Annotated in this window: 16 protein-coding genes and 1 tRNA gene; 8 read left to right on the top strand and 9 right to left on the bottom strand. The window is 59.8% G+C overall.

The features are described 5' to 3' along the window. Positions 1-87 precede the first annotated feature (87 nt). Together DCC27_RS03610 and DCC27_RS03605 are read right to left on the bottom strand one after the other, a co-directional pair. Complete coding sequence (locus DCC27_RS03610; RefSeq protein ID WP_110098337.1) at positions 88-924, bottom strand: undecaprenyl-diphosphate phosphatase; 837 nt, start codon at positions 922-924, stop codon at positions 88-90. Positions 925-1,063: 139 nt separating this feature from the next. Next, complete coding sequence (locus tag DCC27_RS03605; RefSeq protein ID WP_110110147.1) at positions 1,064-1,330, bottom strand: hypothetical protein; 267 nt, start codon at positions 1,328-1,330, stop codon at positions 1,064-1,066. 204 nt (positions 1,331-1,534) lie between these two features. Between DCC27_RS03605 and DCC27_RS03600 the strand changes: the two genes are divergently transcribed. Beyond that, on the top strand, positions 1,535-1,765 hold the full coding sequence (locus DCC27_RS03600) for a DUF5703 family protein (protein WP_110098335.1): 231 nt from the start codon (positions 1,535-1,537) through the stop codon (positions 1,763-1,765). 30 nt (positions 1,766-1,795) lie between these two features. On the opposite strand, the gene DCC27_RS03595 is transcribed toward DCC27_RS03600, so the two are convergent. Both DCC27_RS03595 and DCC27_RS03590 read right to left on the bottom strand, forming a co-directional pair. After that, entirely contained in the window at positions 1,796-2,980 is a 1,185-nt protein-coding gene (locus DCC27_RS03595; protein ID WP_341849257.1) for an acyl-CoA dehydrogenase family protein, read from the bottom strand. Continuing rightward, a complete protein-coding gene (locus tag DCC27_RS03590) occupies positions 2,977-4,329 on the bottom strand; it encodes a M20/M25/M40 family metallo-hydrolase (RefSeq protein ID WP_110110146.1) in 1,353 nt (450 codons plus the stop codon). The genes DCC27_RS03595 and DCC27_RS03590 overlap by 4 nt, the downstream gene beginning before the upstream one ends. A 164-nt stretch (positions 4,330-4,493) precedes the next feature. Here DCC27_RS03590 and DCC27_RS03585 point away from each other — a divergent pair. Further along, positions 4,494-4,579 (top strand) — tRNA-Leu (locus tag DCC27_RS03585). Positions 4,580-4,675: 96 nt separating this feature from the next. On the opposite strand, the gene DCC27_RS03580 is transcribed toward DCC27_RS03585, so the two are convergent. Then, positions 4,676-5,077, bottom strand: a complete 402-nt coding sequence (locus DCC27_RS03580; RefSeq protein ID WP_148707499.1) for a hypothetical protein — start codon at positions 5,075-5,077, stop codon at positions 4,676-4,678. 745 nt (positions 5,078-5,822) lie between these two features. Between DCC27_RS03580 and malQ the strand changes: the two genes are divergently transcribed. Further along, positions 5,823-8,084 carry a 4-alpha-glucanotransferase gene (gene malQ, locus DCC27_RS03575; RefSeq protein WP_110110144.1) on the top strand — a complete coding sequence of 754 codons (2,262 nt, stop codon included), beginning with the start codon at positions 5,823-5,825 and terminating at the stop codon, positions 8,082-8,084. Further along, entirely contained in the window at positions 8,077-9,492 is a 1,416-nt protein-coding gene (locus DCC27_RS03570; RefSeq protein WP_110110143.1) for a glycosyltransferase, read from the top strand. Before malQ ends, DCC27_RS03570 begins: the two co-directional genes overlap by 8 nt. Here DCC27_RS03570 and DCC27_RS03565 read toward each other — a convergent pair. The 3 genes from DCC27_RS03565 to DCC27_RS03555 all read right to left on the bottom strand — a co-directional run bounded on the left by DCC27_RS03565 (position 9,404) and on the right by DCC27_RS03555 (position 13,209). Then, positions 9,404-10,423 carry a MaoC/PaaZ C-terminal domain-containing protein gene (locus DCC27_RS03565; protein WP_110110142.1) on the bottom strand — a complete coding sequence of 340 codons (1,020 nt, stop codon included), beginning with the start codon at positions 10,421-10,423 and terminating at the stop codon, positions 9,404-9,406. The two genes, DCC27_RS03570 and DCC27_RS03565, sit on opposite strands and share 89 nt — an antisense overlap. Positions 10,424-10,426: 3 nt before the next feature. After that, the gene (locus DCC27_RS03560) at positions 10,427-11,803 is read right to left on the bottom strand and encodes a 3-oxoacyl-ACP reductase (RefSeq protein ID WP_110110141.1); all 1,377 of its coding nucleotides are present in this window, start codon (positions 11,801-11,803) and stop codon (positions 10,427-10,429) included. Between the two features lie 68 nt (positions 11,804-11,871). Further along, complete coding sequence (locus DCC27_RS03555) at positions 11,872-13,209, bottom strand: acetyl-CoA C-acetyltransferase (protein ID WP_110098328.1); 1,338 nt, start codon at positions 13,207-13,209, stop codon at positions 11,872-11,874. A gap of 87 nt (positions 13,210-13,296) precedes the next feature. Between DCC27_RS03555 and DCC27_RS03550 the strand changes: the two genes are divergently transcribed. Continuing rightward, the gene (locus DCC27_RS03550) at positions 13,297-14,031 is read left to right on the top strand and encodes a TetR/AcrR family transcriptional regulator (RefSeq protein WP_158524578.1); all 735 of its coding nucleotides are present in this window, start codon (positions 13,297-13,299) and stop codon (positions 14,029-14,031) included. A 147-nt stretch (positions 14,032-14,178) separates the two neighbouring features. Beyond that, entirely contained in the window at positions 14,179-16,251 is a 2,073-nt protein-coding gene (locus tag DCC27_RS03545) for an acyl-CoA dehydrogenase (RefSeq protein WP_110110140.1), read from the top strand. Between the two features lie 126 nt (positions 16,252-16,377). Here the strand turns inward: DCC27_RS03545 and glgA are convergent, their stop codons facing one another. Then, positions 16,378-17,577 (bottom strand): glycogen synthase, encoded by a 1,200-nt coding sequence (glgA, locus tag DCC27_RS03540; RefSeq protein WP_110098326.1) that lies wholly within the window; start codon positions 17,575-17,577, stop codon positions 16,378-16,380. Positions 17,578-17,726: 149 nt separating this feature from the next. Between glgA and glgC the strand changes: the two genes are divergently transcribed. Next, positions 17,727-18,986 (top strand): glucose-1-phosphate adenylyltransferase, encoded by a 1,260-nt coding sequence (glgC, locus tag DCC27_RS03535; RefSeq protein ID WP_199445861.1) that lies wholly within the window; start codon positions 17,727-17,729, stop codon positions 18,984-18,986. A gap of 43 nt (positions 18,987-19,029) precedes the next feature. Then, on the top strand, positions 19,030-21,804 hold the full coding sequence (gene pepN / locus DCC27_RS03530; RefSeq protein ID WP_246840129.1) for an aminopeptidase N: 2,775 nt from the start codon (positions 19,030-19,032) through the stop codon (positions 21,802-21,804). The last annotated feature ends 59 nt before the right edge of the window (positions 21,805-21,863 follow it).

Below are 21,863 nucleotides of genomic sequence, written 5' to 3'. Positions count from 1 at the left end.
GGTGTTGTCAGTGATGGCCGACGTCATCTCACAACGTCGTTGGTACCGTCTTGACTCTAATCGACGGTGCTGATCTGGTCATGTTGATTAGGCCGAGATGACATCAAAGCCCAGCAGAACGAACAGCACCGTACCCAGCGCAATGCGATACCACACAAAGGGCTTATACGAGTTCTGCGAGATGAACCGCATCAGCCAGGCAATGACGGCATACCCAACAACGAAGGACACGACGGTGGCCACGAAGGTCTCACCTAACCCGAAGGCTCCCTGGGCTTCGGCGGGGTCAGTCAGGGCACCAAAGAGCTTATAAAAACCTGAGGCGAACACGGCCGGCACCGCCAGCAGGAAGGCGTAGCGGGTGGCTGCTTGGCGCGTGTAGCCCAGCGCCAGCCCCATAGTAATCGTGCCACCAGAACGCGAGACGCCCGGTATTAACGCCAGCGCTTGGGCGAAACCGTAGAGAATACCGTCACGCCAGGTGAGTTTTTCCAGCGGTTTGACCTGGCGACCCAACGTATCGGCGACAGCCAGCAACACACCGAAGACGATGAGCATGGTTGCCACGATCCATAGCGAACGGAAGCTGGTATCAATCCAGTCTTCTAACAGCAATCCCAGCACTCCAATGGGAATGGAACCGACAATGATCAGCCAGCCCATGCGCACGTCGGGATCGGATTGAGGTACTTTACGCGCTAAAGCCTGGAACCATTTGCTGATGATGTTGACGATATCTCGCCAGAAAAAAATCAGCACGGCCAGTTCCGTACCGATCTGGGTGATCGCAGTAAATGCAGCTCCGGGATCTTCGGCCCGGGGCAAGAACTCTCCGGCGATACGCAGGTGCGCCGACGACGATATCGGAATAAATTCCGTCAGGCCTTGGATTAGCCCGAGAATGATTGCCTCAATCCAACTCACGCCGGACGATTCTACGTCAGTTCTCTGAGAACCTTAGACACGGGGTCGGGTGAGTCGAAAAATGTGGTGGTCGAACAGGTTTCATCCGCCCAGGCGAGCGATATACGTTCAGAAAGACGATCAGACCAGATGGGCCAGCCTAGTAATCCTCGTCCTCGTCGTAGTCATCATCGTCAAAGTCGTCGTCATCGTCGTCGATGTCGTCATCTTCGAAAATGTCGAGAGGGGTGACCTCGCCGGTGACGTTGTAGAGGGCGTCCTCGTAGTTCTCAAATGCCTCAACCAGGGCGTCTTCGGCAGACTCCAACGTGGTCGTGTCCGAATCGTCCTTATTCAACGCCGCCATCATGTGCTCCTGCAGGGCGGATACTAACGACTGGAGCTCTACGCGTGGATCGCTACTCATAGTAGATACGCTAGCTGGAAATCGTGGCGTGGTACACCTTTATTCGGCATCTGTGTCCGATTTTCTTTCACGGTAAGCAATACGGTGTTACGCCCACCTGCCTGGAGTGTCCTTGATCGGCTAGTCTGGACTCCAGCTGAGGATGCCTGCACCCCACACCCCACACGCGTGCAGGTCCCACCACAACGTCAAGGAGAAGGCTCTGTGCGCGAAGATCCCGTGGTCTCAACCGTCGATAGTCTGACTCGCCAGGACCGCTGGGAATACCTGGTTTTGACAGTGGCCCCGAATGACTCCCTCCCAGAGGCTCGTCGCCGGCTGGTCGAGCACGCCGAGTACGGTAAATGGGAACTGAAACGGTCCTTGATCTACCGCGGTGGGGCGCGCCGTTTCTGGATGCGTCGGAAGATCTATAAAGTCGCGTCCACCCTCTAGACGGGCTGACTGGGGGATCCCGGTCCGTGGCTACTGGTCAAGCGGACCGAGCGCCCAGGTGGCCAACGTGTTGTGCGCCGACGCGTCGTTGGAGGGGTGGAAGAATCCGGCAATCACGTCACGATAAAGCCGTGAAATCTCGGTGTGGCGGTTGAAGCTGGCCCCACCCGATATCTGAAACGCGTAATCCACCTGTTCTTTTGCGGTGCGCACCGCGTGAGTCTTATTGGCCACCAGTCGTGGGAACCACTCCGGGCCGAAGTCTTTGTTGTTTCGGATTGCTTCGGACAGGTAGCGCAGTTGCGCGTTCTGGGTGAGTTGCCGCAGCGCTGCTTCACCGGCGTGATACCGCAACACCGGATCCTGATCCAAGGTGATGCCCTGAACTGTGGAGGTCCGAAGAGCCAAAGCCTGCTGGGCCAGTTCCGCCGCCCGGTCCCCGATCCCGGTGTAGACCGCAGACAGTAGCGTCAAAAAAGTCGAGAAAATACCGAAGACCAGCAGATCTTGGTTGGGGCCTACCGGTAAGCGACGAATGACTTTTTCTGCTGAGATTGTGGCCTGCTCCAAGCGGGTGACCAGTGAGAAGGTAGCGCGCATGCCGAGCATGTCCCAGCTGGAATCATCGGCGCTGATTCCCTCAGCGCTACGATCCAGGACGCCGAAGATCAGTTGCGATCCGTCGGGCGTTTTCCCGAAGGTCAGCAGGTGCGTCCAGGCCGGTGAGAGGCTGGTGAAGATCTTGGTTCCGGTCAACGTCACCGAGCCGTCGGGGTTCGCCACGGCTTCGGTGCTGGAGTCGAACAGGACGGCGTCATTGCCAGCCTCGGAGATACCAAATGCGTATATCTCACCATTGGCAGAGCCACGATGAATAAACGTCAGCGAGTCATCTCCGTGGATGGCGAAGACCGAGGCGACCGCGTTGATGATCTGGTGCATATTGACCGCCAACGCGGTCGCCGGAGAAGCGGTGGCTAGCAGCCGCTGGGCCTCGGTGATCACGGCGAAGTCCCACCCAAGCCCGCCCAAATCCACTGGGGTTTGGGCGCGCAAATAGCCGGTCTCGGCTAAGTCCTGAAGATCGTTGTGTGGGAACGTGTTGTTTTCATCGTGCTCGACGGCGCGAGCCCGCAGTGTTTCTAAGAGTTCAGGGGTGAGAACTTTGCTGATCTTTGCTGAATGCTCTGAGGTGATCTGCGTCAACAGTCTCACCGATTCCTTTCATCGTGTCCGGGGTCCAGCACGCGCACCAGAGTGCGTACTCCGAAGTCCAAGGAATCCACCGGAATACGTTCATCGATGCCGTGGAAAAGGGCCGTGAAGTCCAGATCAGCCGGAAGTTTCAGAGGCATGAAACCATACCCGGTGATGCCGAGCTGGGACAGGTGGTTATTGTCGGTGCCACCAGACATCATAAAGGGCAACACCCGAGCGCCGGGATCTTCGGCTTCAATGGCTGCGACCATCAGCTCAATGAGATCGCCAGAGAAGGGCACCTCTAAGGACGAGACCTTGTGTTCATAGTCGAACTCGATGCCGTCACCGGCCAGTTCACGAAGCTGTTCCATGACCTTGTCGTCTTCACCCGGTAACACGCGAGCATCGACTGTGCCTCGTGCTGTCCCGGGAATGACGTTGTGTTTATATCCGGCTGTCATGCCTGTGGGATTGGCGGAATTGCGCAAGGTAGAACCGACGAATTTTGCCGCAGAACCCAAAGCTTCCAACTGCGGGGAGGGATCGGTCTCGTCAAAATCGACCCCCATCATCTCTGAGACCTGCTCCATCAAATCCCGCGTGGTCTTGGTGTAATTTAGTGGCCAGGTGTGCCGGCCAATGCGGTCCATGGCTCCGGCCAGTCGGGTGACGGCATTATCGGGGTGCACCGAGGATCCGTGCCCCGGTGAGGCGGTGGCGGTGAGATTCAGCCAGGCGATGCCTTTCTCGCCGGTTTGCAACAGATAAGCCCGTTGCCCGGCAATCTCCGCGGAAAAACCGCCCACCTCGGAAATGGCCTCGGTGGCATCGGTAAGTAGCTCCGGACGGTTCTGCACCATCCACTGGGCTCCGTAGACTCCCCCGGCCTCTTCGTCGGAGAACAGGCATAAGATGATGTCACGACGGGGACGAAGCTCGTTGTGGACCAGGTATTCAAGTGCGGTGAGCATCATGGCATCCATGCCCTTCATATCCACCGCACCACGGCCCCAGATCATGCCGTCCTCGTCAATCTCACCGCTGAACGGGTCCCGGGACCACTCTTCAGCTTGAGCCGGGACGACGTCGAGATGGCCGTGCAGAATCAGTGCTGGAGCCTCCGCGTCCCACCCGGCTAAGCGACCGATGACCGAAAACCGGTCCGGTACCGATTCGATGATTTCGGGATTCATGCCCAGATCCGACATCACGTGGGCACAGTACTCGGCTGCTTCGCGTTCTCCGCGACAGTTATTACCCCCGAAATTCGTGGTGTCAATGCGAATCAAATCCGAGGTGATCTGCGCGACCCGCTGGCTGAGCAGACCGGGTTCTGGAATGTGCGACTCCGGTGAAGCTGTCATGTATCCCACTCTAACGGGAGGGGCTAAATTGGTCACAGATTCGCGGTGAGACGATACGCGCTATAGCACTGTTACCGCAGAACGTTTTTTCTCGTGCTAAGATGTACAGGTTGCCACTCCCCGATGCCGGTCTAAACCGTTCATGGTGGGACATTACTTCACCCGCGCGGGTGGCGGAATTGGTAGACGCGCAGCGTTGAGGTCGCTGTGACCTTTATCGGTCGTGGGGGTTCAAGTCCCCCTCCGCGCACGGATGGAAAACAGTTCGAGCCTGAGAGCATTTGCTCCCAGGCTCGAACTGTTTTGAGCCGTGACATTCCGGGGCTCATCTACGTTTAAGCGGTGCTTATACAGTGCGCTTCCGACCGAGTAGCTGCACCAAAAGCATGATGGAAAAGGTCACCATACCCAAGGATGCCAGCAACAACAGCCACATACCGATTCCGGCCATCCCGCCGTCTTCGAAGAAGAAAACGGTGTAGTCATACCCGGCTTCTTCGTTGATCCAGTACAGCATGTAGATGATGTGGAAGGCACCGACCAGGGCTGCCAACAGCGCGGTGGTGAACTGAAAGCCACGAGCTGATTTGCCTAAAGCCAGCAAACTGAACGCCAGGGTGACCAGGAACAGGAGCAGGTGAACCCAGCCGAGGGTTTCAGCATCCTCCTCCAAGGCCGAGATGGACGCCGACAAGGGCTCCGAGAATGAAAAAATTCCGCCTGAATATGAATCCTGTGCTAATGGCATGAAAAGCGATAGTGTTCCCACCCCGGTGAGAACGGCCAGCACCACGGGAACCCAGGATTTCGTGGCGCCGAGCTCCTGTCCAGGAGCTTGTTGCTGAGCAGACTGTCTGGTTGGTCCTGGTGCTACTTGGTGTGCAGTTCAGTGGGCGGTTGGTGCTTGTGGCTGTGAGCGATCATGTGGTGGTTGGGGCTGCTGGTTTTCGGGTTGAGTCATGGTAATCCTCCGCGGTGTTGTACCGCCCAATCGCCAACCCTCGACCGGTGGACCATACCGCGCACCTCAGGCGATACCATCGCGTTGACTGGCCACCATAGACCACCGTTTTGGTCTCGTGGATCCGCTCGTGAGTGTGTTGACGGTCTCCCACGAGATGAGTTGGAAACGAGGTCGGAAGCCAATCATTAAGCGCAGTGTGTGGGTGCCACGAATGGCCCGCAAGAGGTCGGTGAATCGGACGGAGTGACGAGAACCCCTGGTCGAACGAAAGCCCTGATAGTCTTCAGTGCTGTTTTCGTCAGAAGTTGATGACAATAGGACACTGTATATAGAAAGTGCAACTATCACAATGGTTTAGCTCCTCCGTCCATCAACACTTCACTGAGACCTATGCTGGGTGAAGCACGACTCATCATCTCGAGTAGGCATGTTGAGGATGTCGGGGTATCGACAAAGGTTCAGCCAGGGCGAAGAAAAGTGAGACACTAAAGGGTGAAGTCCCGCTGAGTCTTGAGCACGGAGAAGCCAGATGCCTGCACGTCAACCTACACATCAGCCGTTGCGCGAACGGTTGCTGACGGAGCTAGCCGAATACTACGGGGTGCAAACGCATTTCACAGCCCAAAACGGGGACGACGCCAGCGTGGACCTCGACACCGTGGTGCAGATACTCCAGTTTTTCGCCGCACCCCTGCCCGATCAAGCGCAGGAGTTCGCCGACCTCAGCGCACTCGATCTACGTCAAGCCATCGATGAGGCAAAATCTCGACCGACTGAACAACCCTTCACGACCACGGTCATCGTCGATAGCGACCAGGGCCGAGAGCTGTCCTTGCCGTTTGAAACTGGCGACTGGGTGGTTGAATCATTCCAGCCCGTTGATGTGCTCGGAGGCCATGAGACCATCGCAACCGAGTGGTCCACACAGGAGTTGCTCCCTGAGATACAGCATGCGCCTCAGCGGGTCTCAACAGACTGTTCCGAAACCGCCCCGCGACTGATTTTTCCGGCCGGGCTTCCGGTCGGTGATTACCAGCTGAGACTGACTGCGCCGGCTTCAGATGTGGTCGATCTCTCAGTCATCGTGGTGCCTTCCACGATTTCGGCCACCGCAAGATACGACAACCGTCTCGGTTGGGGCGTGACCGTTCAGCTATACTCGGTGCGCTCCAGCGACTCTTGGGGTATTGGTGATTTTGCCGACCTGGCCCGGATCATGGAACTGGCAGCCTTAGAAGGCGCCGATTTTGTGCTCACCAACCCGCTGCACGCCTCAGAGCCGGTACCGCCACTTCTTGACTCACCGTATTCGCCGGTGACGCGAAGTTTCCTCAACCCGCTGTATCTCCGGGTAGAAGATGTGGCCGAATACCAGGGCCTGTCGGTGGATGATCAAAACCGGATTGCCCAGCTGGCTAGCCCGTTGAAGGCCACGAACAACACCGCAGACCGGCTGGACCGTACCGCAAGCTACCGGGCCAAAATTCAGGCGTTGCGCCTGATCTTCACCCGGTTCGAAGAAGAACTCACGACCAAGGCCATCACGGCCGGGGCCTTCCATGATTTCTGCCAGGATCGTGGTGCTCAGTTGCGCAATTTCGCTGCCTGGTGTGTCTTGCGCGAAGACGGACGAGACGACCAGATTCAGCTGAGCGACCTGCCAGCATGCCGGTCGTTGCTCGACCACGATCTGAACCATCACCCTCAGATCGATTCCTCACGACTGCTGTTCTTCGCCTGGCTTCAGTTCCTATGCACCACCCAGCTCCGGGTAGCCCACAAGCGCGGGCTACAGGCCGGGATGCGCACCGGGGTCATGGTGGATCTCGCAGTGGGAGCTGACCGGTATACCGCCGATGCTTGGATGCATCCGGATGCGCTGGTGGAGCCATTCTCGGTAGGTGCTCCCCCGGATATGTACAACCAGCTCGGACAAGACTGGTCCCAGCATCCCTGGAACCCTCAGACCCTCGGTGCCACCGGATACCGGGCCTACCGGCAGATGCTCCGTAGTGTCTTTGCCGGGGTCGGTGCGGTGCGTATCGACCATATTCTGGGCCAGTTCCGCCTGTGGTGGGTCCCCGAAGGCACCACGCCGAACCATGGGGCCTACGTTCGCTACGACTCCCGCGCCATGCTCGGCATTCTTGCACTCGAGGCCCAACGCGCCGGAGTGCTGATCGTCGGAGAAGACCTGGGGACCGTCGACGATTCGGTGGTTACCGAACTGTCTTCCCGAAAGATTCTGGGCACCAGTATTGTCTGGTTTGAACAAGATGACGGCATCCCCCACGATCCCTCCGAGTACCGCCGGTTGTGTCTAGCCACTGTCAACACCCACGATTTGCCACCCACGGCCGGCTACCTGCGCGGAGTCCACCTGGATTTACGGGAAGAACTCCAGTTGCTAACCACCTCTGCCGAGGCCGAGCGAGCCACCTTCCTCCGTGATATACGCGGCTACCTGAAGGCCCTGGTCCAACGCGGACTCTTGACGGCCAGTTCGGCCCGTGTGCACGACCTCGACGAAATTCCCCTTATTCCCGTGATTCAGGCGCTGCACCGCTTCATTGCTCGCGCACCCTCTCGGCTCCATGCCGTGGCCTTGGTCGATGCCGTCGCTGATCAACGCATCCAGAATCAGCCCGGCACCACCCAGGACCAGTATCCCAACTGGTGCCAACCACTCACCAACCTGCGCGGTGATCCGGTGCTGATCGACGATCTGGAAACCACCCCGGAATACCGTGAGCTCTTCCGCGTGATGAACACTGCCATCCATCATGACTAAAGCTGATCGTGCTCACTCAACCAGCAGTCGTGGAACCTCGCTGGCTCAGGGGCCACGTTGCCTGGTGGTGATGCTGAGTATGCACACCTCAGCCTTAGCGCAGCCTGGGTCCGGCGACGCTGGCGGGATGAACGTCTACGTGGCCAATATGGCCCGGGCACTGCGCGCCCTCGGCCACCGGGTGGTGATCTACACCCGTGCGACCGAACCGGTCACCGACCCGCATACCGGGGCCCTGCCCGCCGGGCGGCTACTACCGGGCACCGAGGATGTTGCAGAAATTTCCGTCCCCGCAGGTCCACGCCAGCCCCTCGCCAAAGAAGCCCTGTCCGAATACGTTGAGGAATTTGCGCAAGCCGTCCACGCTCACCTGTCTGGGCCCGTAAGCCACCTGCCTGGGTTCGACGAAGACATTCTGGTCTATAGCCACTACTGGCTATCGGGCTTGGCTGGGCGGAGCCTCGTCGCCCGGCTACGCGATGAACACCAGGCGGTCCGAATTACCCATGCCCACTGCATGCACACCATCGCCGCGGTGAAGAATCACGGAGAAGCCCACGCCTGGCAGGACGCTTCCGGCCAACGGTCTCACCCCGAGCCCTCGGCGCGCGAAGCCGGTGAAACTCAGATCGTCGCCGCAGCTGATATATTGACCGCCAATACCGCCACCGAAGCTGAAGAGCTGGTCACCTATTGTGGGGCCGATCCGGACAAGATCCAGATCATCACCCCCGGGGTGGACCACCGGATCTACACCGAACACGGCCCCCGATGGTGGCCCAGCACCGCTGAAGATAGCCCCGAGTCCGGATTCCGCATCCTTTTCGCTGGTCGTTTCCAACCTCATAAAGGCCCGCAGATTCTGCTCCACGCCTTAGCACAGGTACAGGCGGACCTCGATCGGCAGCGCTCGCCACAGACCGGGCTACTGGACGTGATCTTCACTGGAGCACCGTCCGGGGCGGTAGCACAGCACCTGCCCGAGCTCGCCGATCGGTTGGGAGTCTCCGACGTGGTGCGCTTTATCCCGCCGGTGGAACCCACCAAGCTGGCTGCCATGATGCGCACCGCCGATCTGGTGGTTATGCCCAGTGTGACCGAAAGCTTTGGTCTCGTTGCTGCCGAAGCCCAAGCCTGCGGCACCGGTGTGCTGGCGCACCGAGCCGGAGGGCTCAGCACTGTCGTCGACCACGGTCACACCGGAGAACTTCTCGAGGACCTCAACCCAGATACGTGGGCCACCGCCTTGAAACAGGCGCTGGCCCAGCCACAGGTCTGGGAAAACTACGGTCGCGCAGCGGTTGCCCATGCCCAAGGCTTTAGCTGGCAGACCTCGGCGCAACGGGTGATGCAGTTCGTAGCTGACCGAAGAAATGCGGCAATTTCTTCATCGGGTTCCAGCCGGTGAACTCGGTAACCTCTTCCGAGCTGTGCTCCACGGCCACCGCGACCGTGGTCGGTAGCGTCACCGGTTTGGCGAAGCTGAACTGCCACGAAAACGGTGCCTGGGGCTCACGCCCGGCCAGCATGCGTCCGGCCAGATACATCCCGTGGGCAATCATCCCGGGCATCCCCAGTGCTTTGGCGGTCAGATGATTCATATGAATCGGGTTGACGTCTCCAGACACCCCGGCGTAGTTCCGACCGGTATCAGCCGGCAACCTCCAGGAGGCGGTGGCTACCGGTGGCTGGAAATCCCGGTGCGCGGAGCCTGCCGAGTCACTATCTTCGGAGCCGGTTTCCGCTTCGGGGCGGCCGGCGAGGAAAATTCCTCGGGATAAATAGGTGGCCCGACCCTGCCAGAGCAGTTTCCGCGGGTTCGCCTCATCGTGGATCTGCACCCAGATCGCCACGGTCGTTCCCCGTCGGTGTGCCCCCAGAGAATCCGCCCAGGTGGTCACGATCAACGGCTGATCGATCGCCACCGGATGGAGATGATCTACTGTATGGTCTAGATGCACCAGGCCCAGCAGTGGTAGCGGGAAGTTCTTGGAGGCCATCATTCCCATGGACAACGGGAACGTGGCAATGTGTAAGGCCAACGACGGTACCGTGTCGTGACCGATAGCCCCGGTGGCCCCAAAGAGCTGAATGTAGTCATCGACCTGCAGGCGAGAGGCCGCCTGGCCGGTGACTTTCCACCCGGCGGTGGGCAACGAGCCGGAGCCCTTGCCCGTCGCCGAGGTTCCCGGGGTGATCTTGCCAATCAGTGACGACAGGGTGGCCCCGACCGTTCCGGCTGCCACCTTGCCATACAGTGCCCCGAGGCTGGGAAGTTGTTCCTGATGTTTCCAGTGTGTCGGTGGTGTGACGTCGTGCAGGAGAGGTGGTGTGGTCATCGGCTAGGCCCCCATCACTGCTTGACCGCACACGCGCAGGGTGCGCCCGTTGATGCCGGCTGACTGATCGGAAAGGAGGAAGCCGATCGCTTCGGCCACATCCACCGGCAGGCCACCCTGGCTCAAGGAGTTGACGCGACGACCGACCTCACGGGTGAGCGTCGGCATTTTTGCGGTCATGTCGGTCTCGATGAAACCGGGAGCGACCGCATTAATGCTGCCACCGTTGGTAGCCAGCCGGGCGGCATAAGCTTGGGTGAACCCGATGATCCCGGCCTTGGAGGCCGCGTAGTTGGTCTGGCCACGGTTACCGGCTATACCGGAGGTGGACGCCAGCGAGACGATGTGGAGGTTGCCGGCCACTGCGGGGTCGCCGGTATCGCGAGCGGCCAACAGTTGCTCGTTGATGCGCAACGGAGCCTGCACGTTGACGGCCAGCACCGAATCCCAGCGCGAAGCGTCCATATTGGCCAGTAACTTATCGCGGGTAATCCCGGCGTTGTGCACGATGCCATCCAGGCGACCGATGCGCTCGGAGACGAATCTCAGGATTTGCTCTCCGGCGTCCTCGGCGGTGATATCCAACTGCAAGGCGAGGCCTTCGACCCGGTTGATGGTCTGTGCCAGCGCTTCACCGGCGGCCGGCACGTCCACACCGACGACCTTGGCCCCGTCCCGGGCCAGCACCTCGGCGATGGCGGCCCCGATACCGCGGGCAGCTCCGGTGACCACAATCGTCTTGCCGGCCAGGGGCTGATCGGCGTCAGCCGGTAGCGCTCCGGCGTCGGAGGTGACGGTCAAGAACTGCCCGGAGACATAGGCCGAGCGGGTCGAGAGGAAAAAGGAGATCGCGCCCATCACCGAGGGCGCATCGGCAACCACATCATCGCAGATGAGAATGCCATTGGCGGTGGAGCCGTAACGCATTTCGTGGGCCACCGAGCGGGTGATGCCGGTGATTGCCTGGCGAACACCGAGCTGTTGGGGATCACCGGCGATCGGGGCTGCCTGTGGATCCCGACCGATGATGATCACGCGACCGTTTTTATCCAGCTGGCGCAGACTGGCACCGAGCTCGAGGATCGGTTCGGAGAGCTGGGAGAGATCATCTACATCATCGACAGCGACAATGATGCCGGCGAACCTCGTCTTCAGGCCACGGTCGCGACGGACATCGGCACCGAGGTGGAACAGGTAGCTGGCGGTGGCCTCAGCCACCGGGGACGTGCCAATGATCAGTGCTGGGCCGTCAACGACGGGCTGACCTGGGGCATAGCGTTTCAGCGGTGTGGGCTGGGGCAACCCCAGGGCACCGGTGACTTTCTTGCCGAGCGGGTTTTGGACAAAAGCGGTGTAACCATCAGTGGGTTTAGTACTCATCAATCAACCTCAATGTCAACAGATTGGTTTGTGTAGCTGGGGTGTGCAGAAGGTGGAGCAGGCGGGGGTTAGCGACCCTTGACGATGGCCACCACGCCCTGACCGCCGGCCGCGCAGACTGAAATCAGACCCAGTGACCCGGTCCCGTGGGCGTGCAAGGTCTTCGACAGGCTGGCCACAATCCGCGGACCGGTGGCTGCGAAGGGATGACCGGCAGCTAAGGAGGACCCGTGGACATTGAGCTTGCTACGATCGATGGCGCCCAACGCGCCATCCAGTCCCAAGACTTCGCGACAGTACTCATCAGATTCGAAGGCAGCCAAAGTGGACAGCACAGTGCCCGCAAAAGCTTCGTGAATCTCGTAGTAGTCGAAATCTTGTAGGCGCAGACCATGGCGAGCCAACATTCGCGGGATCGCGTGCGTGGGGGCCATCAGCAAGCCCTCAGCGCCATCAACGAAGTCCACGGCGCCGGACTCAAAATCGAGAAACTCGGCCCAGACCGGCAAAGAGCGCTCGGTAGCCCACTGTTCGGTACCCAACAGCACCGTAGCGGCACCATCGGTTAGTGGAGTCGAGTTACCGGCGGTCATGGTGGCTTCGTCACCGAATTGCTTGCCGAAGACCGGCTTGAGTTTAGCCAGCGATTCCATGCTGGAATCTCGACGGAGGTTATTATCTTCGCTCAGACCGCGGAAGGAGGTCATCAGATCGGTGAAGAACCCGGAATCGTAAGCCTGCGCTAAGTTCTGGTGGCTGGCCAAGGCCAACTCGTCCTGTGCCTGACGGGAAATGCCGAAGGCGTGGGTGGTCACCGCCTGGTGATCACCCATCGACAAGCCGGTGCGAGGTTCTCCGGCGGTGGGTGCATGCGGGGCGAAGTGTTTGGGACGCAACGATGCCAGGGCGGCCAATTTGTCTTTGGTGGACCGGGCCCGGAACAGTTTCATAAACGCAGCGCGTCCACCCCGGTTGAAAGCCAAGGGCGCATCCGAGGTGGTGTCTGTGCCGGCGCCAATCCCGGAATCGATCTGTCCCAGCCGAATCTTATTGGCGATCTGTCCGATCGCTTCCAAACCGGTGGCGCACGCTTTCTGCAGTTCGGTGGCCGGAGTGTGCGGGTCCAGGGCGGTGCCCAGCACCGATTCACGGGTCAGGTTGAAGTCCGAGGAGTGCTTCATCACCGCACCGGCGACGACTTCGCCTAGGCGTTCGCCCTGCAGCCCGAAGCGCGCAATGAGTCCTTCTAAGGCAGAGGTCAGCAGGTCCTGGTTCGATGCGGTGGCATAAGCGCCCTGAGAGCGGGCGAAGGGGATGCGGTTGCCACCGATGATCACGGCCGGACGGAGCGGGCCGCCAGCCACAGCAGCAGGTGAGGAGGTAGCGGTGGTGTGTTGTTCAGCCATGAGGTGAGAATCCTCTTTCATCAGATTTCAGCAAATTTTCGTGGCGTGCATTACTCAGAACCGATCTTACCTGATACGCTCGGTACCGTGAACAGTCAGTACCACCCACATTCTGTGCACCCGGTCCGACGTGCTACGCCACGTCCGGTAGCGCGTGCTGACCGAGCGGCCAGCGCCACAACCGCCGCGGTCGATGGCCGTTCCACGCGTTGGGACGACCACCGTCGCGCTCGGCGTGCCGAACTGGTCAAAGCCGCCCGTGAAGCCGTCCACGACCTGGGCCCGGACGCCTCTATGGCCGATATTGCCCATCACGCCGGAACGTCCAAACCGGTGTTCTATCGGTATTTCGGCGATAAGCTCGGACTTCAGTCTGCGGTCGGGCAGGCCTCGATTCATTTCATGGAAGACGCCCTGCGCACAGCGATTCTGACCCCCAAAACGGCGCTGGAAGGGTTGCACACGATGATCACCGTGTATCTGCGCCTGGCCCGATCCTCCCCCAATGTCTATTTCTTTTCGACACGTGGCGAACATGAGGTTTCGCAGTTCTTCTCCCGGACTGCCGAACTCGTCGAGCAGCGGGCCCAACAGGAATTCCCTGTGGAAGATAATGGCGCCGATCAGGCAGCTCGTCGCTACTGGTCCTATGCTGCGGTTGGATTTATCCGCAACGCCGGCGAGAAATGGTTGATTGATATGAGCGCCGGGCGCCAGGTGCCATCGGCTGATGATTTAGCCAAACGGATGAGCCACTGGCTCGTCCAGGGCCTCAACGCCCCGATGACGACTACCCCTCGGGCAGTGAGAGTGCGGACCTAAACATCGACACTATTTGGGTTCGAGACTGCCACACCGCCGGTGGCCTCTGCACGGTCCCATCGACCAAACGCCAACAACCTACGGACAACACACCAGATAGCACACGATCTGAAAATCCCAACACCAATAACGAGGAGATAGATCACCATGGGCATTACCCCGTTCCCCGCAGATGACGAGAAACTCACCATCGATCCCGACGAGCTCCAGAAAGCAACGTTGGGGCGTTGGTCCGACGCACACCTGTGGATGCGCAAAGAGGCTGAATCGGCTGACCTACACCACCCCATTGATCTCACGCTGGCCGAGCACCGGGCGCGCAACCTGGAGCAACTTAAGTTGCTCACCGAGCGGAATCTCATCTCGAAGGCCTTCCCGAAGCGCTTCGGTGGCGAAGACGATCACGGTGGCAACGTGGCTGGGTTCTCCGAACTCGTCCACGCACACCCCTCCCTGCAGATTAAAGCCGGTGTGCAGTGGGGACTGTTCGGAGCCGCCATCCTGCACCTGGGCACCGAAAAACACCACGAAAAGTGGCTTGAAGACGTGATCAGCCTAGAGCTTCCCGGCATTTATGCGATGACCGAAATCGGCCACGGTTCCGATGTCGACAAGGTGGCGACCACCGCAACCTATATTCCCGAAGACGGCGAATTCGAAATCCACACGCCGTTTAAGGCCGCTTGGAAGGACTATCTGGGTAACGCCGCTCTGCACGGTAAGGCCGCGGTGGTCTTCGCTCAGCTGATCACCAAAGGCGTCAACCACGGCGTGCATGCCTTCTTCGTGCCGGTTCGCGATGAGCAGGGCAACTTCCTGCCCGGCGTCGGCGGTGAAGATGACGGTTATAAGGGCGGTCTTAACGGTGTCGATAACGGCCGGTTGCACTTTGACCATGTGCGCATTCCGCGCTTCAACCTGCTCAACCGGTACGGCGACGTGGACGAGGATGGCACCTACACATCTGATATTGATTCCCCGGGCCGTCGTTTCTTCACGATGCTCTCCACCCTGGTACAGGGCCGTGTCTCGTTGTCGGTATCCAGCTCGCTGGCCTCTGCGGTGGGCCTGACCGGTGCGATCACTTACGCCAACCAGCGCCGTCAGTTCAATGCCTCCTCGGATATCGACGAAGAATTCATCTTGGACTACCAGCTGCACCAGCGCCGTTTGCTGGACCGACTGGCTCGCACCTACGCCGATATGTTCGTCTCTAATGACCTGCTGGAGAAGTTCAATGAGGTCTTTTCAGCAGAAGACGATTCCGATCAGAACCGTCAGGAACTGGAAACCTTCGCGGCCGCTATCAAGCCGACGACCACCTGGAATGCCTTGGATACCTTGCAAGAATGTCGCGAAGCCTGTGGTGGTGCCGGGTTCATGGCTAAGAACCGTTTCACACAGTTGCGCGCTGACCTCGACATCTACACCACCTTCGAAGGCGACAATAACGTGCTGTTGCAACTGGTCGGACGCCGTTTGCTGACCGACTACTCCAAAGAATTCGCCGGTCAGTCAGCCGGAACCGTGGGTCGCTACCTGGTCGAGCAGGCCAATGAAGCTGTCTACCAGCGCTCGGGCCTGCGCCGTGTCGCGCAGCAGGTGGTGGATCTGGGCTCAGATATTCGTGCTGGTGAATGGCTGAAGAACGAAGAAGTTCAGCATGAGCTGCTGGCTGACCGGGTGCGGACTCGGATCGCTTCGGTCGCCAGTGCCTTGCGCTCGGTCGCTAAGAAGTCTCAAGCTGAACAGGCCGCGGTCTACAACCAAAACCAGTACGAGGTCATCCAGGCCGCCAAGTGCCACGCCGAGTTGCTCCGGTGGGAATCCTTCACCAAGGTGGTTCATAACACCAAGGACGACGATACCCGCACGATCTTGACCTGGTTGCGCAATCTGTTCACCTTCAGCGCCATCGAAAACGATCTCGGGTGGTTCATCGAAAACGGTCGGATCTCCCAGCACCGCTCCCGCGTGCTACGTGAGTACAACAACCGTTTGGTGGCCCGCCTGCGTCCTTACGCTCAACAACTGGTGGATGCCTTCGGATTCTCCCAGGAGAATTTGCGTATGGACATCACCAGTGGCGTAGAGCAACAACGCCAGGACGAGGCCGCAGAATACTACCGTGCTCAGCGTGCTTCTGGCGATGCACCGATTCATGAAAAGGTGCTCCGCCGTCGCGCCAAGCAGGCTGCGAAACAACAAAAGAACGGATAGCTCGTCATTCGCCCTTTGAGACAATAGCCCCCGCAGCAGTGACCGAAACGGTCCTGGTCGGGGGCTATTGTCGTCGCGAAAGCCGGGCGGATCCCAACTCCGTCAGCCGGTCTTCGCGCCAGCCAGTTAGCCGTTGAGCACCTGGCGGTAGAGCTCAACGGTCTGATCCGCGATGGCCTCCCAGGAGAAGTGCTCAATAGCACGCTGACGACCGGCCTCCCCCATGCTCTGAGCCCGTTGCGGGTCATCCAGCACCTGTTGTAGCGCGGTAGCAAAGTCAGAGGAAAAGGCATTGGGATCCACCGGTTCCCCGGTTTGATCCCCACGATCTTGATAATGGACCAGCAACCCGGTGGTGCCGTCGTCGACAACCTCGGGAATACCGCCGACCGCTGAGGCCACCACAGCGGTCTGACAGCCCATGGCTTCCAAATTGACAATCCCCAGTGGCTCGTAGATCGACGGGCAGGCGAAAACCGTGGCGGCCGAGAGCAGTTCTTGCAGGTCATCACGCGGAGTCATGCCGCGCAGGATGTGCACGCCCTGCCGTTCTTTCTGCAAAGTCGCGAGCAGATCATCCACCTCGTGTTGCAATTCCGGGGTATCGGCAGCCCCCAGGGCCAAGACAACTTGGACCTCAGGTGTCAGTTCACGGATCGCACGCAAGAGGTGCGGCACACCCTTTTGACGGGTGACGCGTCCAACGAAGACCACGGTGGGAGCCTCCGGATCAATGCCCAGCCGCTGGTGGACCTTGCGGGTGGTGCGAGGTTGCCAGACCTGCGTGTCAATGCCGTTATGAATGACGTGCACCTTCCCCGGATTGATCTGCGGATAGGCGGTCAGGATGTCATTCTTCATCCCGTGGGACACAGCAATCACGGCAGCCGCCGAGGCATACGCGGTGGCCTCAGCCCACGATGACAGCTGATATCCCCCACCCAATTGTTCGGCTTTCCACGGTCGCAGTGGCTCCAGCGAATGGGCGGACAGAATGTGGGGCACCCCGTGGAGGAGCCCTCCGAGGTGACCGGCCATATTGGCATACCAGGTATGGGTGTGGATCAAATCGGTGCCGGCCAGATCATCGAGGATGGTCAGATCGGTCCCCAACGTTTGAACCGCACCGTTGGTTGCGGACAATTCGGCAGGGGTGGGATACGAGGAGACTGTGGCCCCGTGATAGTTCGGATCGCGATCCGTACCGAAGGCGTGAACCATCAGCTCAACACGTTGGGCCAGCACTTTAGTGAGCTCGGCAACATGAACACCGGCTCCGCCATAGATTTCGGGTGGGAATTCCTTGGTCACGATATCGATGCGCACACTCTAACCCTAAACGGAAATTCGCCGAATTGATACGGGGGTCCGGCCCAGAACTATGGCGTTAAACCCTCGTGGCTGGGTAGTCTCGAATCACAGGCTCGGTTGATGTCAACCCTGCTCTGGTGGTACGTCGTTGGAGGGATGAACTCGTGAAAAAGAAGGTTTTGGCCATTGTGCTAGCCGGTGGAGAAGGAAAACGTCTGATGCCTCTCACCGCCGATCGAGCCAAACCTGCGGTTCCCTTTGGAGGCCAGTACCGCCTGATTGACTTCGCCCTGTCAAATATCGTCAACTCGGGTTACCTCCAGGTTGTGGTACTGACCCAGTACAAATCTCATTCTCTGGACCGTCACATTTCTGAGACATGGCGACTGTCCACGCAGTTGAGCAACTACATCGCCTCGGTGCCGGCCCAACAGCGTCGCGGTAAACAGTGGTTTCTCGGCTCGGCTAACGCGATCTATCAGTCCATGAACCTCATCTCGGACGCCATGCCTGACATTGTGGTGGTCATCGGTGCTGACCACGTGTACCGGATGGACTTCGAACAGATGGTGCAGGCACATATCGAATCCGGTGCTGAAGCCACCGTGGCAGCCGTTCGTCAGCCGGTGGAAATGGCGTCCTCCTTTGGTGTTATCGAGACCGATGACCAGGATCCGACCCGGATCGCTCGTTTTGTGGAGAAACCGGCCACCACCGACGGTCTTCCCGATGACCCGAATCATTTCCTGGCATCGATGGGTAACTACGTGTTCACCAAAGACGCCCTGGTGGATGCTCTAAACCGTGATGCCAAGCTTGCCGATACCAAACACGATATGGGTGGAGATATTATCCCCCGCTTCGTCGAAGCCGGCACCGCCGGCGTGTATGACTTCACCCGCAATGAAGTCCCCGGTGCCGGCACGGACTATCACTACTGGCGCGACGTGGGTACCCTTGACTCCTACTACGAAGCCCACATGGACTTGGTCAAGCCCTGGCCGGACTTTGACCTCTATAACGAACACTGGCCGATCTTCACACACCAATCTGTCTCTCCCCCGGCGAAGCTGGTCCGTTCGGCCTCAAAACGTCCCGGTACCGCAGTGGATTCCATTGTCTCCCAGGGGGTTATCATCTCTGGCGGGACCGTCTCCCGCTCAGTGCTCAGCCACAACGTTCGGGTCATGCACGATGCCTGGGTGGAGAGCTCCGTGATCCTCGACGGAGTACAGATCGGTGAGGGCGCGCAAATCAAAGACGCGATTATCGACAAAAACGTCGTGGTCCCCGAGGGTGTCTCGATTGGGTTGGACCCCGAAGAAGACCGCCGGCGGGGGTTCACCGTGACTGACTCCGGGCTGACCGTGCTGCCGAAGAACCAGATCATTCTGCCATCGGGACACGCCGCGACGTTCGGCTAACCCGGACCAGATTCCTGCAGGACCGCTTGGGCAGTGGTCTAGCATGGAGAACATGGTCGACATCAACAGCGCTGCTCAGCCCCAGATCATTGACGGTATCCCCGATACCACCCGATTGTCCCGAGCCGAAGCCCAGCAACGGGCTGAGATGTTGCGAGTGATCAGCTATGACGTCGACGTCGATATCACCGGCGCCGAAAATCTTGACCAACCCGACTACCCGGTCCACACCCAGATCCACCTCGAGGTCACCAGTGACCAACCGTCGGTGACCACCTTCCTGGATTACCTGGGCGCCAGCGTGACACAGGTCCTGGTCGACGGCGTCGCCGTACCCGGGGAGATGCTTGGTCACAACCGGATCGTCCTCACCGAGCTGGCCCCGGGCGAACACCAGGTCAGCATTTCCTCGCGATCGCGATACTCCCGCTCAGGAGAAGGGCTTCACCGGTTCCAAGACCCTCAGACCAACCAGGTGTACCTCTACACCCAATACGAGCCCGCCGATGCTCGTCGCGTATTCCCCACCTTCGAACAGCCTGACCTGAAGGCGCGCTTCACCTTCCACCTCTCCGGGCCTGAGCAGTGGGTGCTGGCCTCCAACCAGCCCGAGACCGAGCGTACGACGCTGGACCAGCCGGGCATGGTTCGGGTGAGCTTTGCCCCCACAGCGCCGATCTCGACCTACATCACAACCCTGCTGGCCGGTCCCTATCGTGTGTTCACCGACCGGTGGCAAGGCCACGCCGAGACCGACACAGCACCGATCGAACTGCGGATCTTCGCCCGCGAGTCTCTGGCCGATGCTGTTGATGCCGAGGAACTCTTCGATCTCACCCGACGCGGGTTGGACTTTTTCCACCACCACTTCGGTTTCAGCTACCCCTGGGGCAAATACGATCAAGCCTTCGTCCCCGAATACAACCTGGGCGCCATGGAGAACCCGGGGCTGGTGACCTTCACCGAGGACTATGTTTTCACCTCCTCCAGCACCACAGCACAACACCAAGCCCGGGCCAACACGCTGATGCACGAAATGTCACATATGTGGTTCGGTGACTTGGTGACCATGAAATGGTGGGATGACCTTTGGCTCAAAGAATCCTTCGCTGACTTCATGGGAGCCTTAGCCGTGGCTGAGGCCACCGAATTCCCGGGCTCCTGGACCACCTTCGCTCACGGACGCAAGGGTTGGGCCTACCTCCAGGACCGCTACAGCACCGCCCACCCGATCGTGGCCGATATTGCCGATCTGGAGGCAGCCCGACAAAACTTTGATGGCATTACCTATGCCAAAGGTGCCGCGGTGATCAAACAGCTGGTCGCCTTCATCGGCCAAGACAACTTCATGGCCGCCTGTCGGGACTACTTTGACCGTTTCGCCTACAGCAACGCGACCCTGAAGGACTTCATGGAGGTCCTGGGTCGCACCGCCGGGACCGACACCACCGCCTGGGCACAGGCCTGGTTGCATACCAGCGGATTCTCAACCCTGAGATTGCACCCCGACGAATATCTCAGTAGTGTCACGTTGACCCAACATGGTACCGACCCGGCCACCGGCAACGATCAGCTTCGCCCGCACACCCTCGAGGTCGGTATCTACCAACCCAATCCGGAACGCGCCACCGAGGGCACCACCTGGTTAACCCGGGCCCTGTCGGAACCGGTCTTTTTTGACACGACCGAGACCACTGTGTCTCTGCAAGGTCACGAGTCCCAGGTCAGCGCCCCGCACACACCCCGGTTGCTGCTCGCCAATGACCGTGATCTGACCTACGCCCGCCTTCAGCTCGATCCGGCCTCGGTCTCGGCCGCACTGACCTACCCCATAGCAGATGACCTCGCCAGTGGCGTCACCTGGGCGTCGCTGTGGACCATGGTCCGCCACGCCGAACTTCCAGCCGAAGACTTTGTGGCCGGGGTAGCCCGGATTAGCCCCCAGATCAACGATGTGGGCGTCCATGCCCGGATGCTGAACCAGGCGATTACCGCCCTGGAACGGTTTGCACCGACCGGGCAGCGTGTGCAGCTCCGACGCCGTCTTGCCGAATCTCTGACCGGTGGACTCGAAACTCTCGGTGATGGCTCCGATCGTCAGCTCAATGCGGCCCGGGCCCTGGCCCGGCTCGCCCATCACCTCCCTGAGCTCGGTGGCGACCTGGTGGTCCTGCTCGGCAGTAGCGACCCGGTCCACACCTCTGGGCTCGCCCCCGGGCTGCGGGTGGATGATGAGCTACGTTGGCAGTTCTTAATCGCGCTCGCCAGTCACAGTGCTGTCGACCAGCAGCGACTAGACCGTGAACTGGACCAACACGTCTCGGCCGCCAACCGAATCCACTATCTCACCGCCCGCGCTGCCCTGCCCGAGGTCGAACAGCAACATCGCTTCGTCGATCAGGTACTCACCGGTACCGATGATCACGGCACGGCCCTGTCTAACCACGAGCTGACCGCCATCGCCCACGGGGTGAGTATCAGCGGACAGGCTGTCCTCGACAACACCTGGGACCGTCTGCGCGATCACCTTGAGTCCATCTGGTCTGACCGGTCCAACGGCTTGGCCTCCCGGACCATCACCGGGCTGTACCCCGGTCACCAGGACTTCACCGGCTCCTTTCAACAAGCAACTCAGCCGGATCAGGACAACACCAGTCAGCTCGTGGACTCCCAGTGGCTCCTGGCACAAAGCACCAGCTGGTTGACGGAGCACCGCAATGCCCCGGCCGCATTGCGTCGGGTCATCACCGAACTGGCCGAAGATCTGCGTTGTGAGCTATACGCCCAGGCCAAACGGTGGCATAATAACCGGCAATAGTTTTCTCGCGGTCCCACGCGTGCGGGCCGTGGAGGTCCGCTCACGCGCCGAAAGACTCA

The sequence above is a fragment of the Auritidibacter sp. NML130574 genome, from assembly GCF_003185725.2.
GTDB classification, from domain to species: Bacteria; Actinomycetota; Actinomycetes; order Actinomycetales; family Micrococcaceae; genus Auritidibacter; species Auritidibacter ignavus.
This window is presented reverse-complemented; position numbering and strand designations above follow the sequence as displayed.